Annotated in this window: 16 protein-coding genes; 2 read left to right on the forward strand and 14 right to left on the reverse strand. The window is 33.1% G+C overall.

Annotated features, from left to right (window positions below):
- Positions 1–41 precede the first annotated feature (41 nt).
- Complete coding sequence (locus ACXAGJ_RS17245) at positions 42–1295, reverse strand: hypothetical protein (RefSeq protein ID WP_474841391.1); 1254 nt, start codon at positions 1293–1295, stop codon at positions 42–44.
- A 209-nt stretch (positions 1296–1504) separates the two neighbouring features.
- Between ACXAGJ_RS17245 and ACXAGJ_RS17250 the strand changes: the two genes are divergently transcribed.
- Complete coding sequence (locus ACXAGJ_RS17250) at positions 1505–2293, forward strand: LytR/AlgR family response regulator transcription factor (protein ID WP_474841392.1); 789 nt, start codon at positions 1505–1507, stop codon at positions 2291–2293.
- A 2-nt stretch (positions 2294–2295) separates the two neighbouring features.
- Positions 2296–3405 carry a sensor histidine kinase gene (locus tag ACXAGJ_RS17255; RefSeq protein ID WP_474841394.1) on the forward strand — a complete coding sequence of 370 codons (1110 nt, stop codon included), beginning with the start codon at positions 2296–2298 and terminating at the stop codon, positions 3403–3405.
- A gap of 167 nt (positions 3406–3572) precedes the next feature.
- Here ACXAGJ_RS17255 and ACXAGJ_RS17260 read toward each other — a convergent pair whose 3' ends face one another.
- The 13 genes from ACXAGJ_RS17260 to ACXAGJ_RS17320 form a co-directional block, all read right to left on the reverse strand.
- On the reverse strand, positions 3573–4547 hold the full coding sequence (locus ACXAGJ_RS17260; protein WP_474841396.1) for a hypothetical protein: 975 nt from the start codon (positions 4545–4547) through the stop codon (positions 3573–3575).
- A 212-nt stretch (positions 4548–4759) separates the two neighbouring features.
- Positions 4760–6214, reverse strand: a complete 1455-nt coding sequence (locus tag ACXAGJ_RS17265; RefSeq protein ID WP_474841398.1) for a P-loop NTPase fold protein — start codon at positions 6212–6214, stop codon at positions 4760–4762.
- A gap of 133 nt (positions 6215–6347) precedes the next feature.
- Complete coding sequence (locus ACXAGJ_RS17270) at positions 6348–6911, reverse strand: hypothetical protein (protein ID WP_474841400.1); 564 nt, start codon at positions 6909–6911, stop codon at positions 6348–6350.
- Positions 6912–6916: 5 nt separating this feature from the next.
- Positions 6917–7498: a Swt1 family HEPN domain-containing protein gene (locus ACXAGJ_RS17275; protein WP_474841402.1), complete on the reverse strand. Its 582-nt coding sequence runs from the start codon at positions 7496–7498 to the stop codon at positions 6917–6919.
- On the reverse strand, positions 7491–8129 hold the full coding sequence (locus tag ACXAGJ_RS17280; protein ID WP_474841404.1) for a DUF5343 domain-containing protein: 639 nt from the start codon (positions 8127–8129) through the stop codon (positions 7491–7493). The genes ACXAGJ_RS17275 and ACXAGJ_RS17280 overlap by 8 nt, the downstream gene beginning before the upstream one ends.
- Before the next feature lie 230 nt (positions 8130–8359).
- Positions 8360–8995: a hypothetical protein gene (locus tag ACXAGJ_RS17285; RefSeq protein ID WP_474841405.1), complete on the reverse strand. Its 636-nt coding sequence runs from the start codon at positions 8993–8995 to the stop codon at positions 8360–8362.
- Between the two features lie 141 nt (positions 8996–9136).
- Entirely contained in the window at positions 9137–9640 is a 504-nt protein-coding gene (locus ACXAGJ_RS17290) for a hypothetical protein (RefSeq protein ID WP_474841407.1), read from the reverse strand.
- Between the two features lie 58 nt (positions 9641–9698).
- The gene (locus ACXAGJ_RS17295; RefSeq protein ID WP_474841409.1) at positions 9699–10547 is read right to left on the reverse strand and encodes a hypothetical protein; all 849 of its coding nucleotides are present in this window, start codon (positions 10545–10547) and stop codon (positions 9699–9701) included.
- Between the two features lie 188 nt (positions 10548–10735).
- On the reverse strand, positions 10736–11179 hold the full coding sequence (locus ACXAGJ_RS17300; protein ID WP_474841411.1) for a hypothetical protein: 444 nt from the start codon (positions 11177–11179) through the stop codon (positions 10736–10738).
- An 89-nt stretch (positions 11180–11268) separates the two neighbouring features.
- Complete coding sequence (locus ACXAGJ_RS17305) at positions 11269–11946, reverse strand: hypothetical protein (RefSeq protein ID WP_474841412.1); 678 nt, start codon at positions 11944–11946, stop codon at positions 11269–11271.
- A 3-nt stretch (positions 11947–11949) separates the two neighbouring features.
- On the reverse strand, positions 11950–12885 hold the full coding sequence (locus ACXAGJ_RS17310) for a protein-glutamine glutaminase family protein (protein WP_474841414.1): 936 nt from the start codon (positions 12883–12885) through the stop codon (positions 11950–11952).
- Positions 12886–12938: 53 nt separating this feature from the next.
- On the reverse strand, positions 12939–14030 hold the full coding sequence (locus tag ACXAGJ_RS17315; RefSeq protein WP_474841415.1) for a hypothetical protein: 1092 nt from the start codon (positions 14028–14030) through the stop codon (positions 12939–12941).
- A gap of 248 nt (positions 14031–14278) precedes the next feature.
- Complete coding sequence (locus ACXAGJ_RS17320; protein ID WP_474841417.1) at positions 14279–15565, reverse strand: serine hydrolase; 1287 nt, start codon at positions 15563–15565, stop codon at positions 14279–14281.
- Positions 15566–16042: the final 477 nt, after the last annotated feature.

The raw sequence follows: 16042 nt of genomic DNA on the forward strand, positions 1-16042 counted from the left end.
GCATCGTATTGCGTTTGGTAAAATCGATCGATAACAATGGCTTATTTGCCAAGCTTCAACAACCGAATCTGTTGTGGTTCCCATTGATCCAGGATAGGTTGTGCTTCCTTGTCATAATGTGGCCACTGACTATTGGTGATATACATAAAACCGATCTCGGGATCGTATGAACCATTGGTAGGTTCTCCCGAAACCGGTAAAGCATTATCCAACAACAAAACATCCACTACTCTCATCTCATCATGATTGATTTTTATTAACCGTTTTGGTGTAGTGTTATTTTGTATGGACAATAGCGTCTTTTCGTCCAGATAGGTAAGCCCGTCTATTCCTTTTAGTAAATATTGGGGGGAGCGCATCCAAACTGGTGTTTTATCGGTATCCTCGATATTAATTTTGCATATCCCTTTGATATAATCGGCTACATACAGGCACTGGTTATTGGGATCCAGGGTAATCCCCTGCAAGTTTTTGGCATCGGGTACGGGAATGGTCTCTATCAACTCTTTTTTGCGGGTATCGATCACAAAAATCTCTGGTGTTCCCGAATTGGAGGCATACAACCTCCCCTGTTGATCTATCACCATGCTCCCCACTACGGCCTTGTCTGGCAATGTGATTTCTGAAATGATTTCTTTTTTGGTGATATCGAACTCCACCAACAATACTTTTTGCTCCTTATTGTTCTCTTCGGAAGTACTTTTAAACTGAGGCAAAGCAGCCATAGAAACCCATACAGACTTTTGGAAGGTATCACTCACAATGGCTAGCAGTGCCCCAGGTAACTTGAGTAACACTTCACTTTGTTTTGTTTTCAAATCATGGGCAATTAGACGCCCTTCTCGAATATCTGTCATATACAGGATCTTGCCTACTTGTACCAGATCTTCGATATGATATTGCGCATCGATTGTTGCATAGGCCTCACTGGTGGTTTTTGGCGTTTGCAAGGTTTTGGAAGCCTGCCGTAACTCGGTTAAAACATCACTTGCTGCCACCATCGCCTCAAAATCTGCATCCTTTTCAAATTCCAGCATCGCATTCCAGGATAACAATTGTTGCAAGGTATTTTTTGCGGATTGGGCATCTCCTGTTAAACTATAAGATGCCGCCAAATTATACAGTATAGTAGGTTGCGAAGGATGTATGGTCAAGGCTTCTTGATTTAAGGCTTTGAATTTTTGAAAATCCTTGTTTTTATAGGCCTCCATACTTTGTTTGTACAGACTATTGAGATCTTGTGCCTGACCTAAAAATGCCGCTAAAAACAAACTAACACATAGTATATGCTTCATGTAGTGTTCTTTTCTTTAAAGGTACTCCAACCATAGCTCGAATGGCTATATTTTGATATGGACGACTGATTTAAAGATGTAAAAAGGCATTTTTTGGCTGTTTTTTGATGGTATATAGCAATATTTGTGGCAAGTATATCTTTGGTTGGTATGCCACTCATTTTTTTCATAACTTGGTTTTCGAATCCAAATTGCTATAGCTCATATTGATGAAAATCTTGATTGCAGATGATGAAACCCTGGCCAGAAAACGTATCCTGAACCTTCTGGAAAAAGAGAGCGATCCCTATCAGCTAGATGAGGCCAGCTCTGGGAAAGAAGCCATCTTAAAAATCAATACCACCCAACCCGATATTGTGTTTTTGGATATCAAAATGACGGATTTGACGGGTTTTGAAGTGATCGAACATATCGATACCGCTGTACTGCCTATCATTGTATTTGTAACTGCTTTTGATCATTTTGCCATCAAAGCTTTTGAGGTCGAGGCGGTGGATTTTTTATTAAAACCTTATAAAAACGACCGGCTATTGGCTGCCTTGCATAGAGCCATTGCCAGAGTGAACTCCAAAGAGCGGGATGCATATCAAGAGAAGATGCAGCACTTGCTACAACAATTGGCTACACAAAACGCAGCGCCCAACACCAACCAAAACCAATATTTGGAGAAGATTGCCTTAAAAATGGGGAAAAAGTATGTGTTTGCGGATACCGCGCAGATCAAATATATTACTTCATCCTCTTACTATGCAGAGATTTTTATGCAGGACGGGAAAAAACATGTGTATCGATCCTCTATGGCGGCACTACTAGAAAAACTGAATCCTCATCGCTTTTTACGGATCAATCGGTCTACCATTGTGGCGATACCTGAAATTAAAGAAGTGATTAGTGAAGGTTTGGGGGATTATAGCATCACCATGAAAGATCGTACGGCATTTAGCGTAACCAAAAACTATCGCCAGGCATTTTTAAAAAAAATGGGTATAAAATCATAATTGTGGAATCCAGAAAAAAGAACCCTTTTTATTTTGACAAAAAACTACTGCAGTTTTTGTTGTTTTTTTACCTGATCGCCTATCTGGTGGATTTTTTGGGGGTATACCTTTCTTCTTTGGCAAGTACAGCCCCTATACAAGATGATGGGCTGCTGCGCTTATTGATCAACTATGTATTTTATTATTTCACCAAGTCGTTGTATATCTACCTGGCCTTGGTATTTACCCAAAAATATCTTTTTGGTGGTAAACAAATCGTATTAAAATCGACCCTCCATATTTTGTTGGCGTTTTTGCTCTCCTTTTATACCTCTTTTGTACAATTGTTGATCAGCAAACACATTATGGGCAGTGCCATCGAGGTGACTTTTGAAAGCGTCTACATTAGAGGATTAAATGGCCTAAGCTTTAACTTTTTTGTCTATTTCTCTATGGTGGCCATTTTGTATGCCTATAACTATTTGCAGAAAGAAAAAGAAAATGAAATCCAGCAAATGCATTTAACCAACCAGTTGTTTGACTCCAAGATACAAGCCTTACAATCCCAATTGCAACCGCATTTTTTGTTTAATGCATTAAATGATATCTCATCCTTGATGGAAGAAGACATTACCAAATCTCAGGATGCCATTGCCGATTTAAGTGATTTGTTACGAGATACTTTAAACTTGACGGACTCCAAATTTATATCGCTTGAAAAAGAATTAGAACTGCTTAAAAAATACCTACAACTCGAAAAGATCCGATTTGACGACAAGCTACAATTTGGGATGGATGTGGATCCAGCACTACTAACCACCAAAGTGCCTCCCTTATTACTACAACCCATACTAGAAAACGCAATCAAACATGGCTTTTCCTTACATCATGATGTGTTGACCATTACCATAGCCATCACTGCATCCCAGGAAAATATACATTTGGTCATTAGCAACAATGGCCAACCTTTACCCGAAACCGAACCTGCTATGGGGATTGGGATTAGTAATATCATATCGCGTATGGATTCTTTATACAATAGAGATTTTAAGTTTGAAATGAAGAATGTTGAGGATCAAGGTGGGAATAAAAAAGTGGTGACTGAGATGGTATTTCCGATAATAAGGTCTTAAAAATCTGAAGGCTTTTAAAGTTATATCCTTTAAGTTTTTACATTTTACCATCATATTTTAAATACTATCTTATGATTTCTTTGTGGAATCTAGCCATATTGTTATTGTCATTGTTTTCATTTTATACCGAAGTCACAATGAATTATAGCCAAATTTACCACCAGTACTTATTCAGTTTTTAAATTATCCAGTTTAATTTTTGAATCACTTAGTATTTTGCTAAAATATCTATACTGAAGTCTGATTTCAATAAACAGTCTTTTCAAATCATTGAATTTATGGGAAATTAACTTTCCATATTCACTAATCTCATTGCAAAATAGGTCCGTCCTAAAGAGATTTGTTTCAACCAAATGTTCTTGTATTGGCCGGATAACTTCTATATAATATTTTGTTAGATTTCTCTTCCCTGCGATATGTTGATGATAGAAAAGAATTTTCTCATTTATCAACTGAAAAGTAGGTTCATTTGCGAAATTTGGATTATTATTTCTCTGGAATTCTGTGTAAGCAACCAATTTGTTGATATAATTAGAATCAAGTTCTGCTAATGATATTCGAATTGATGAACTTCTTTCCAAAATAATGGAATGATATTGATCAATTTCAGCCATTAACTTCTTAATCAAGTCTATTTGAGCAAATGCAGTATTAAAACTAGAACTGTTTTTAAAAGTTTTAAACAATAGAGGTGATTCTAATTTAGATAGTCGGTCATATGTATTTGTAAGTATTTTAGGAGACGTTGTTGGTAAACCTCTGTCTAACGTTATTGTTTCTTGATAGTTCTTCCTATAACCTTTAATTAATTCAGGAAGGATATTATTCTTTAAGTCATTGAATTGATTGTTAAAATAAACTCTAAGCTTCTTTAATTCCGCCTTATCCTGATAATGTTTTATTATTCGGTCAATGATAATTCCAAGAACAAATATTAAAATAGTGATTAAAACCGTAAATGCAGTATCGTAAGTCGCTCCCAAAAACGTGTTTTCTTCTTTGTTTAATTCATTTTTAATTTCATTGACGTGAGTATTTAACTCTTTTAGTTCATTCGAATTAATATAAACACTGTCTTTCTGTACAAGAATAATAGTGTCTTTAATTATCGTTTTTACCTGTGGTTTTGATATTTTTTGCAATTCATTTTAGTATTAAAGGCAAATGTAGTGTGGATGAAATGTAGCACATAAAAACACTAACTTTTCGGATAAAGACAGAGCCAAATTTCTATATTTTGTTTTTAATTCTTCATTTTTTTTAAAGCCAAATTTAAAAATTCGACGGTCTTTAAAATATGCATAAGGCTTTCGATTTAGTGCTTATTAGCTATGTTTTATACACATTGTTCCACCTAGTTTTTTACTCTTGTTAAATTTAAATATTCTTCAAATGCTATTTGTAAAAGTGGTGCAAATGGAAAATCTAATCTCTTAATCTCAGGTTTGTCTAAATAAGTAACTTCATTAATATTAGCTCTTATTTGGTCTCTCCAATTCCCGTGTCTAATAGCTGAATATTTAATGAAAACATTTAATTTAGTGTTAATATATTCAAAGTTACCTTCGCTTGTTTTATGGTTTTTATAGTCAATTAAGGCTATTAAATCTCCATATCTCCTAAGCTGTCTGTCGTCTACTAATTTGGTTGGATTTCGTTCACTTAGTTTTTCTAGAGCTGTTTTCAAACTTGTGATTGAGCCATAAAATGATATTAAAAAATCAAAAACTAATATTTTTTGGAAGTGCCAACTAGAAGCGCTTCTGTAATTTTCATTAATTTTAAAATTAAAGAAACTTAAAGTATATTCCTTATCAAATAGTTTTAGTAAAGTTCTTAGGTTTAATAAGTCATTATTAATTAAATCTTCTAAAATTTCTTTAAAATTTATAGTTGTTATTTTATTTCTGTCTGTTAAATTTATTATGTGGTCGTAAGCACCTTGGATTTTGATTGATGAAAGTATTTTTTCTACAGATTTACTTACAATTTCTTTGTTATCAAAGTAATGTATTTCTCTACTATAAAACTTATCTATGTAACCTGAAAAATCTACATTAGAACCATATTTTGAATGAAATAAATTTCTAATGTTTTCAATGTCACAAACAAGGATTATTTTATGAAAACCAAATTTGTTTTTAGTAAAATTTCCAATATCAAAATGACAAGCAAAAACGTTTAGTATTCTAAAAATATGTTCAGGGTCAAGTCTATCTAAATCATCTATTACCAGAACTATTTCTTTATCATTTTCTTTAAGTTTTTCAATGAGCCCTGAAATCAATTCGGTAATTCTGTTTTCCTCATAAATAGAATTATCTCTAGCAGTAAGTTCTTTTAAAAAATCTATTAACTCTTTCTTTTCGTCAATCTGTGATTCAGAGTTATGCTTTTTAATATTATTTACGATTTTTTTTAAGTTTTCATATATATCGCTGAAAGCTTTTCCAATTTTCCCTCCGCTTTTCGCTAAAAGAAACATTGTATCCAAAAAATTGTCTTTTAAATAAAATTGAGCAGTCAGTAATTTTGAAAAATCAGTTTTTTCGTATTCCACATTTTTACCAAGAAGTTCAAATGCAATGTCATACTTTATGTAATCAATAATATCATCATTACTTGATATTGAATAATTGACTGGTGAAAGTAAAAATAACTCGTAATCCTCAGAGTTTTGTTCAAAAAAATCTTTTAAGAAATATGTTTTCCCGATACCAAATATTCCAGAAAAGATTATCTGTTTATTATCTGAAAGACTTAAGTGAGTTTTAAATCTTTCAATTTCGGATGTAATGTCAATTTTCAATTTTTCGCAATGATTTTAAATTAGGTATAACGGTCTCGGCTATGAGTAGTTGCTTGGTTTAGCGGTTAACTTTGCAAGTACACACCAAGCTGAAAATTCTAGCGGATTTTCAGAAGTATTTGAGAACAAGCAATTACTTATAGCCATCGTTGTGCATAGTTTTTTCTGCTATTTCTAAATTGTCGAGAACTATTGTTGTAACCTCGACAGATATTGTTATTAATTCCTTATTTCTTGTATACTGCGGCTCTTCTAATTCCATTTTTCTGCCGTGAAACAAATTATCTCTTACCTGTTTTACAATTGTTAATAAAGCTACAAATGAACTCTTGTTCCATAAAACTCCAATTTCTTTTTCGTTCGAAGTATCAGGAAATTCTTCTTCAAAAAGTTCTGAAAAATATCGTAAATAAAAAGTTGCCCGTTCTAAAGAAATTGTAGGTTCGAAATTGTTTTTAGAACTACCTACAGGTGGATAAAATGCAAATTTATAGGCTATACCTTTTGTTTGTTTTAAATTCCAAAAATAGTCTCCAAACTCTTTGTCAAACTTATCTAGGTGATTATTTCCTTTATACCTGTTTTGCCAATAAGATTCTAACCATTCATAATGTTCGTGAAGAGTTCTGCGGATATCTAAGTTCTCTTTATCATTAGCTAATTTTTCTCTAAAAAGTCTGATTTGAGTTGCTAGCATATTATTTAATCCATTAATCGAAACCAATCTTTAACTGTTAATTCTAATCTCACAATTTCATCCTCGGCAAGTGGACTGCAATGAGCGATTGGTCCACGAAGCTGATTTAGATTTGTCATTATTCTTTGAAATGACCTTTGACCTCTTTTGAATAATTCTTCAAAAGCTTCCCAATTAGTGGTTACAATTTGACTTAATTCACCGAATGTAGTGTAATCTATTTTTTCTTCTGAACGAATTGTAAAACCTGAATCCTCGTCTCTTTTAATGTTATTGTCTACATTATTTCTAATCGCCTCTTTAACTTGTTCATCCCACCAATTTTCGCCATACTTTTCCTCCATTAATTCCGAAATCAATTTTCTAATTGATTTTTCTAGACAATAGAATACTTCATAATGCTCCGCCATTGACTTCGCTTCTTTTCTAAATTCAGAATCGAATTGAAGATAATATTCTTTCTTTTGAACCTCTTGGTTTGGAACTCTACCTAAATTTAAATCGAATTCCTTTTCAATATTATCCAATTGGTGTTCAGTCAATGAATTAGCTAAACTGAATAACTTTATCTTATCTAGTTTATTCATCTAATAGATTTTCTTTAAGCGACTTGAAGATTGCATCGAATATGGCAGGGTCATCTGTTTTGGGAAGGACTAAATTGATTGTGTAGTTCAGTCCCAAATTCAGGTTTTTAGAATTGTTTTGAAAATCAATGTTTGGAACATCTTCTTGCACTTTCTTTGTTTCTTTAGGTTTTAAAGTAGTGACTTTTGATACTTCTTCTTTTGAGTCAAAATTTGCAAACTCTTTGGCGAATTCAAATGACCTAACTATATATTTTACTGTTGCATTGTCGTGTGGTTTTCCGGTTATTTCAGATACTAATTTCGTTAAGTCTTTAGTTGACAATTCATGAGCATAAGAATTTCTAATAAATAATTCTTCATATCCAGTTTTTAATGCCTTTGCCATTGCACCACCACGAAAGTCTGGATTACGGAAATTTTTATATATCTGCGAAGGTGTTCCATCTTGATTTAAAATTCCACATTTTTTTGCCCAAGAAATAAATCTTCTTTGATTTCCTCCAGGAAAACCCAGTTTAGTTCCAAGGAAGTCTGCATTAAAAGATTCAGGAACACTAGCTTCAATTATTTTATTTAAAACTTTTGGAATTGTTCCGGGGGAACTTATATATGGTAAATCTTTACTCATTATCTTGTTTTTTTAAATTATGCACAACAAGTATATATGGTTACCAGTAACTATATATCTTATATACATGTTATTTATATCTACGCAATATCAATAATTTGCAAACACAACCCTTACGGGTTTCCACAATTGGGTGTTATTCACGAAAAAAATGAAGAAGCTATTACAAAAAACAAAACATCCAACCCTAAAGGATTGGATGTTTGTATTTGTAATGACTGGACGATCAATTAATCGATACAACTCTTATTATACCACTCTACAACCTGTCTCACTTTACGGATTTGTTTTTGTTGTATGGCTTTTCCTAGTTCCGGGCAGTTCGAAAAATAACGTTGTAATACTTTTCTTTTTAGTCCAAACAAGCCTTGATCTGCGCGGATCAAAAAGGGATCTTTTTCTTTTTTGAGTAACGACATGGACCATAGTGTACTATTTCCTTGTTCAAACCATTCTAGTTGATAGTGGCTTAATTTGCCTTTGTGTATCACCCGTAAAAAATGTTGTTCTCCTTGGTTACGATCCATGGTATACTCAGGATTTCCCAATGCCCCACCTATCAAGGATTGTGATTCTTGATATAACCAAAAGCTTTCAAACACAACACCATCTACCCTAAAACTGGAGACGTCCCTTCTTTGATACTTTTTTGTTTTACCCCTGGCATCAGTGATCCTGACCTTTTTATGGAACCTTCTCCCCCCAAATCCACCTTCTTTAATATACTCTACTTTTCCATATACCGTATCACCAGTATGCAACACCAAATAATCCGATGTTTGGTTGTTCTGGGCATATAGGCATATAGAACCAAAAAATACTAGAAAAGAAAGGGTCAAAAAGGGTATTTTGGGGATATGTATCATCTTTGTCACTGGTTTTGTTAAGGTTCTAAGGCTCAAACAACGTGCCAATACCTAATCCAGTAAAAAGAGCTAATATGTCTAAAGTTTATTTGTGTTTTACTTATTCCACTTTTTTAAAGGTTTTTGATAACATCCAAGCTTCTATTTAGAAATAGCTTTTTCAGCAAGTTCCATTATCGGTTCATAATCAAAACTTGAACAACTTCCTTCACTCATCACTCTTTTTCCAGATTGTTTTATTTTTCCGTCTAACATTTTCCAATCAAAAACAAAAACCTCTTCTTTAAATACCTCCTTTAGTTTTTTGTAATTCAATCCGTTATCAGTCAGTTCAAAATTCTCTTCTGTCTCAATGATTTTTATTGGCTTTCCCTCACTCATATAAAGAGTAGTTCTAACTCTACCGTATGAAAATCCGATTTCTTGAATAATTTTCTTGATTCCTTCTTCATTCTTCCAGATTTTTATCACCCCACCTCCATCCGTAGTAATTCCAGTCAGCTCAACCCAATCAAATTCTGTCAATTCGAGTTTTGAATCCGCATCAATAGATTGCACTTCAGATTCAATATGTTGGACTCTGATATCTTGCCCAAAAGCGATCACCTCAATACAACTGAATAAGAGAAATACGTATTTTTTCATATGATTTACAACTTATCGTGGATCTACCATGATCAAATTTATGGTGCCAGTCATTATGCTATTTCTTTTTTAAAAATTCCAATATAACATTATCAATATCTTTTTTATTCATAATTGGCTGAAATCCCATTTCAAGTTGGAATTGCCTAAGCTTTTTACGATTCAACCAAAAAGTAATAAACATTTTTCTTTTTAGGTATTGTTTTTGACTTTTCTTTTTTAATCTACGATTCATTCTAATGAACACTATCTCATATAATGACTGTAGAGCAATACAATATAAGAAAGGAACAAATGAAAATGTCAAAATAATAGGAAATAAGAAACTTTTTACAGTCATTACACTCGCAAAATCACCAAATCCTTGAATAATATTAAAAATAGTATGTCCTAGTACTATTAATCCAAATACAGAAGTAATTCCGTTAAATAGTTTTTCCACTGATTGATATTCTGGTTTCCCTTTCGTAATTATAGGTGTTATTCCGATAAATGTCATAATCGGGATCAAAATTAACTCCGTGGTTAGTGAAAATGTATAAAGATTGATAATAAATTCGATGACTACAATCGCCTTTATACTATCGATCATAATTGAATTTAAAAAGCCTTGTTCAGAATTAATGTTATTAGTCTTCATCAGTAAAGGAAATCCAACAAAAATTATCCAAAATATAGAATCCTTTAGTAATGATATTTCCCAAAAACCGATTAATGTCAAAATTAGAATAATCAATCCAATGTAGATTGTCATCAGAAATACTATATCAATTATTTTTTCATTGAAGAATATTTTTATTAAATGGGCTAAAGAATTTCGTACACTTTTTTGAGTAACTACAAACAAAAGGAAAATTATAACCCAAAAAGTAATTGAAATTTCCCTATTACTAAATATTTCCGTCATATATTTTTTGTAAATGGTTGCTAACTACTAATAGCAGGTCATTTAAATTTGTTACGCCACAATATCAATAATTTTCAAACACCCCCCTTACGGATTCCCACAACCCTAAGCAATTCAAAACAAAAAGTGAGGTAAATAGAAAGCTTTTTGTAAAATGCATTCTTACCCCCTTTTTCGCTAATAGATGATTAATAATAACGCCAGACTCCACACCCCATAAAAACATTAGAAGTCGTATTCCATACTCTTTCTATTTCTCCATCTTTCCATTCTGTATATTGTCTCGATTGGACTTCGTATTTTGCAGGACACCAATCTGTATAATCCCTATTCGGACATCGGTAACAATCGTCTAATGTAGTTTTGGTCGACGATAAAATTATATACGATGTTCCATTCCTGGGCACATTATAGCGCGCTTTGTTCTTTTTATATCTTAATTCTACAGCATCATTATAGCTTTCGTTCGTGCTGCTTTTTAATTCTTTGATGGATTTAGATTTCAAAGACTCAGATTTTTCAATTTTTTGATAGGTCGAGCTTGTGAAAATTTTGGATGATGCTACTTTTACTTTTTGACCTAACATAGTTTGTGCAAAAAACAGTAAACCTATAAACAATAGTTTTCTCATAATTTTTATTTTTAAATGTAACTTGTGACTACCTTATTTAAATATATACTAGTACCCCATATATGATAAATACAAGTAATTACGGCTAGCTATTGCTGTAGATCCGTTGGTTTAACAAATTTCAATTCCATTGGAGTGAATTGCGTTCTTTTTGACAATAGAGAATCGGCTAAAACATTATGAATACCATCAATACTTGATTGAATCACTCCAAAACCATCAACATCAAAATTGCTATTTACCTGAGGTTTAAAATAGTTGACCAACTCCCGAGATTTAATTCCAAATGTTTGCAAACTATAATACACCGATGTTCTGTTGCTTTGAAGCTGTGCAGAGGCAGCAACACTTGCCAAATTGGATATATCGATACCTCTTTTCAGCTTTTTAAACAAATAATGTGTGGAATATCCTATCCCATAAACTACCGTATCATTTTGTCGTCTTACAATCTTCGTTTCCACGTAATACACGTTAAGACTGGTTTCCTTTTTCCCAAGTTTCAAACCACCGAAACCGGGAATAGTAACACCTGCATCATCTTTACCGTTAAACACTTTTACTACGGTTCGCATACTGTTTAAATCATCTCTTGTCACTGGGATGGAATCAGTAATAGCTTTTACCGTAAAGTTTTCTGGGTCTGATGCCTCTAAGCTTCTCGCTAATTCGGTGAAATTGATTTCTGTACTGTCGATAGAATCATTGCAAGCGATCATGGTTCCCAAAATGAACAGTACGACTAATAGTTTTCTTGTTGTTTTCATATTTTAGTTATTTAGTTTATTCAGCCAATCGTTAAAAGACTTGGTATATGCTTCCTTGTATTCAGTTAAAAATGGGATGAAAGGGTGAGAATTCTCTAATAGTTTTTCTCCTTTTAGTACGGCTTTGACCCTATTATAATCAGAAAATAATGCTGCCAATTGAGCTTTCTCAACATGCTGATTTTCATCAAGATTGTAAATTGTTTTCATCGTAAAATCTGTTATCTGCTCATTGGTGGCTAGTTCTTCTGCGATTGCACTAAAATTAGAAGAGGAGTATTTGTAAAAATCCCCGGTAATGAGGTGAGGAAAACAATTTGGGATTGTAATATTAGAATAACTATTATTACAGGATATGGATGAATTGGATTGTAAGGTGACAAAATTATACCATTCTGGATCCAAATAAGTATAGTGCGAATTGGGAGAATTCTGTAGGGATAACCAATCCGATACCGTTAACACCGAATCTGAAAAAGATGGATCAATTACAAATTTTTCATTTTCATTTTTATCATTCTTAACAAGAACAACAACAGCCACATGAAAATCCCAAAATATGCTGTCTTTTTTTAACCCCAACGGGTCTTCAACATCCAATGCATCTTGCTTGTGGTATAGTGCTATTTTGAAAGGATCAAAATTCCATATTTTCTGGTGATTGATTTTTTTTTCATTAAGAATTAATGAAACAATCATTGCTCGGTTTTGACAACCATTATATACGCATTTAAAATCCATTTTAGATGCTTCCAACAGGTATTTGACCAAGGCATTGGCTTCTTTTTTGGTAATTGCATCCTCGTCATTGAATTCTGTATAGGTAGGAGTCATCCCTCCTGCTATACCATAAGAATAATCAATTTTAAACTCTTTGTGCTGACAGATTGCTGTTGAAAAGGTAATAGTACATAAAAGTGTAATGAAATGTTTTTTCATATTTCTGGTTTTAGTGTATTGCCAATAGTCCAATGCATGAGTTGTAGTTATTTTCAATCTTTTTTTAATTTTTCTACATCTTCTAATTCAAAAGACAGCTTTTCTAACTTATCTTTTTCCATAAGTGTTAATAGAATATAGGAGTGAATCCATTTTTTATTGAGCATGGTATAGATGAAAAACAAGAAGACCAATTTGCCCCAAAATGTGATCAAAAACACTATTGCTTTTATCACAGCAGTCTGGCCCAAATCAAATAAATTAAAAAGTGAATACAGCGGTTGTACCACCACATAAAGAGGAAGCCAAATAGTGACTCCGTAGAAGTAAAACAGTCTTTCAAAAGATTTGTTTGAGCTTTGGAAATAATATTCCATAGAAATAAATCTACTAAAGAGCAACGCCATGGCAATTCCGTTATACAGTCCTCCCAGTAATCGTACAATAGTTGCCGATTCTTCAAGAGTTAAACCAGGAATTCCTTTACACAGGATCAAAATATTTAAAGCAGTGATTCCTATTGCGATTGCAATGGGGATTTGGTTGTTGATTTTTGATGTTCTGTCGTCATCCTCTAAAGTGACACTAAAGAGTACAAGGAAAGCGGTAAATAAAAAGGTGGCACTAAATAGATTAGTGGCATTGGTTAAAACTTCTATCGCCAAATATTGGGCAGCGCTTTTCCTTCCAATACTGTCATTTACTAATAAATCAATATAGTCCTCATTTACAATTTTGAGCACACTTTTGAAGGAATCGTAATCAAAATAACTGTCCACATAAAATTGTAACAGATAGAACCCCAAAAGAATGATAATAAACCAACGGATTGATTTGTAAAGTTGACGAATTAGTGAATTGGTTCTTAATAACTTGCTCGACAATTCTTGTTTGGTTAAATCGTATTGCTCACAAAGCCGAACGCTTTCGTCATCGCTAATCACCAGAACTGTTTTTTTGATAAAATACAATCCTATAAATAGTGCTGCCAGGTTTAATCCATCGGTAAAGAGGTTTATATTTTCTATGTATTGAAATGAGGTGATCTTTATCGCGTTTAAGATCACGCCAATAGATCCAACTAATGCTATTAAGCTAGCAAGAAACTCATCATTTTCTTTTATAAATCCTTTTAGTTTTTTCATCAGTACTAGTATTCAATTCAGCGTCATAGGATACACTCTATAATTTTTGAATAAAGGTTGAATAATATCCATCCGAAATCAATACCCATTAGTGGGTATAATTCATATCCGTACCAGAATCATAAAGTGCTGCAATTGGGTTACCGCCCAGGAAAAAAGTGAAGTAGCTGTTTTTGTCAAAACAAAAAATCCAACCCTAATGGATTGGATTTTTGTAGTCGGGATGACTGGATGCGAACCAGTGATCTCTATCTTTCTTCGACATTGTTAATCTTCTTTATCATTTCTTCGGCTTTTGTGTTTTTGGGGTTAAGCTCTAAAGACTTTTGATAATTGGATAATGCCAAATCGTATTGTTCATTGGTGTAGTATGCTTCCCCAAGGCTATAGTACAAATTGGCATTCTCAGGAAATTCGGAAATGGCTAACAAAAATATCTTGATACTTTCTTCTATCTTTTTTTCTGATAATAAATCTTTACCTAAACTATTCAGCTCATTGGGATTATCAAAACTATACATATCATAATCACTTTCTTTTAATGCATGGTACTGCTTGATCCCTTTATCAATATTTGCTAAACAGGTTTCTCTTATTTGTCGGTATATTGATTTCTTGGGTAAGGTAAAAACCTTGTCATTCATAATATTATGAACCGATTGTATGATTTCAAAACTCTTATTTTTGCTATTGGACATCAAAATAATATTGAGATCCGTATCCAATTCGCTCATAAAAGCGGCTTCAAATTGATGGTACTGCCCCCCATGAAGATGTAGCGTAAATTCCTCATCTGCCGAGCCCAAAATAGAATGTTGATTTTTGAAATATTGATTATGAAGGAGTGTTTTTAAGGAGGCTTCAGAAATAAGTTGATGGTTATGCAAGGCAGTAATCCATTTATTTAAGTCATCCACAGATACCCATAACCACCCATCACTTCGTGAAACTTCTTCGGCATTCTGCTTGTGGGTAGTAAAGCTCTGCACTCTGTTGGGATACTCCAAAGCTGGATCAAAAACTGCGTTTTCCATTTGCAAAGGGCCAATAATATGCTCGGTCACAAACTCCTGAAAGGTTTGTTTAGTCACCTTTTCTATAATCTGTTTTTGAAGAAAAATACTATTGTTATTATACGAAAATTTTGAACCCGGTTCGTACATCAAGCTAGGTAATTCCTGTAAGTTTTTTAAAATATCGTCCTTGTTTTTTGCATTTTCAGTGTCTATCCTGGGTAATCCAGACACATAATTTAATAAATGATCTATGGTTACTTTCTCGGACCAGGCGGGTAAGCCCAAATCAAATTGAGATAGATTATCACCTAACTGTAAATCTCCTTTTTCGACTAACATCATAATAGAAACGGCTACAAACTCTTTCCCGATAGAACCCGGACTGAAAATGGAGTTTTTAGTCAGTTTGGTTTGCCCAGAACCATCTGTGTACCCAAAGAATTTTTGATACACCAAAGAATCGTTTCTGGTAACCAGAATATTACCATTGTAAATACCTTTGTCAAAACTATATTGCATGAGCGAGTCTATAGTTGTATAATATTTTTCAAAAGGCGGTGTTTTTTGTGTTTTTGTGTTACTACACCCCAAAATATATAGGGACAGTATAAGAATAACGAATTTGTTCATGATTTGATTGATTGATGTTACCAACTACAGACAAGTCGGTTCTAAAATTGTTACAGTTTTTGTAGGGGTATTGGTGTTGTAATTCACTATACTATTAGTACAACTCGTATTTGCCATGTTTTTATTTCTTTTATATCAATAAGTGTCTTAATGTTATAATTGTTATCACCATATTTTAAGAAATTACTTATGTAGGTTTTTTCAAAACAAAAATCCAACCCTAATGGATTGGATTTTTATGGTCGGGATGACTGGATTTGAAATAGTGATCTCATGCCTCCAGACTAATATGTTATTACTGATTGTCAATATATTTAAAAACAAAACTGCATTTTTACACAACAAATATCAAACATTCTTTATTTT

It is taken from the genome of Aquimarina sp. AWH4_224 (genome assembly GCF_056160245.1).

What these genes read in the sequence shown, in the direction of transcription:
- ACXAGJ_RS17250 (WP_474841392.1), top strand. Translation starts at nt 1,505, where the DNA reads ATGAAAATCTTGATTGCAGATGATGAAACCCTGGCCAGAAAACGTATC.
- ACXAGJ_RS17320 (WP_474841417.1), bottom strand. Translation starts at nt 15,565, where the DNA reads ATGCAATATAGTTTTGACAAAGGTATTTACAATGGTAATATTCTGGTT.
- ACXAGJ_RS17275 (WP_474841402.1), bottom strand. Translation starts at nt 7,498, where the DNA reads ATGAATAAACTAGATAAGATAAAGTTATTCAGTTTAGCTAATTCATTG.
- ACXAGJ_RS17300 (WP_474841411.1), bottom strand. Translation starts at nt 11,179, where the DNA reads ATGAGAAAACTATTGTTTATAGGTTTACTGTTTTTTGCACAAACTATG.
- ACXAGJ_RS17305 (WP_474841412.1), bottom strand. Translation starts at nt 11,946, where the DNA reads ATGAAAACAACAAGAAAACTATTAGTCGTACTGTTCATTTTGGGAACC.
- ACXAGJ_RS17245 (WP_474841391.1), bottom strand. Translation starts at nt 1,295, where the DNA reads ATGAAGCATATACTATGTGTTAGTTTGTTTTTAGCGGCATTTTTAGGT.
- ACXAGJ_RS17290 (WP_474841407.1), bottom strand. Translation starts at nt 9,640, where the DNA reads ATGAAAAAATACGTATTTCTCTTATTCAGTTGTATTGAGGTGATCGCT.
- ACXAGJ_RS17270 (WP_474841400.1), bottom strand. Translation starts at nt 6,911, where the DNA reads ATGCTAGCAACTCAAATCAGACTTTTTAGAGAAAAATTAGCTAATGAT.
- ACXAGJ_RS17285 (WP_474841405.1), bottom strand. Translation starts at nt 8,995, where the DNA reads ATGATACATATCCCCAAAATACCCTTTTTGACCCTTTCTTTTCTAGTA.
- ACXAGJ_RS17280 (WP_474841404.1), bottom strand. Translation starts at nt 8,129, where the DNA reads ATGAGTAAAGATTTACCATATATAAGTTCCCCCGGAACAATTCCAAAA.
- ACXAGJ_RS17295 (WP_474841409.1), bottom strand. Translation starts at nt 10,547, where the DNA reads ATGACGGAAATATTTAGTAATAGGGAAATTTCAATTACTTTTTGGGTT.
- ACXAGJ_RS17315 (WP_474841415.1), bottom strand. Translation starts at nt 14,030, where the DNA reads ATGAAAAAACTAAAAGGATTTATAAAAGAAAATGATGAGTTTCTTGCT.
- ACXAGJ_RS17310 (WP_474841414.1), bottom strand. Translation starts at nt 12,885, where the DNA reads ATGAAAAAACATTTCATTACACTTTTATGTACTATTACCTTTTCAACA.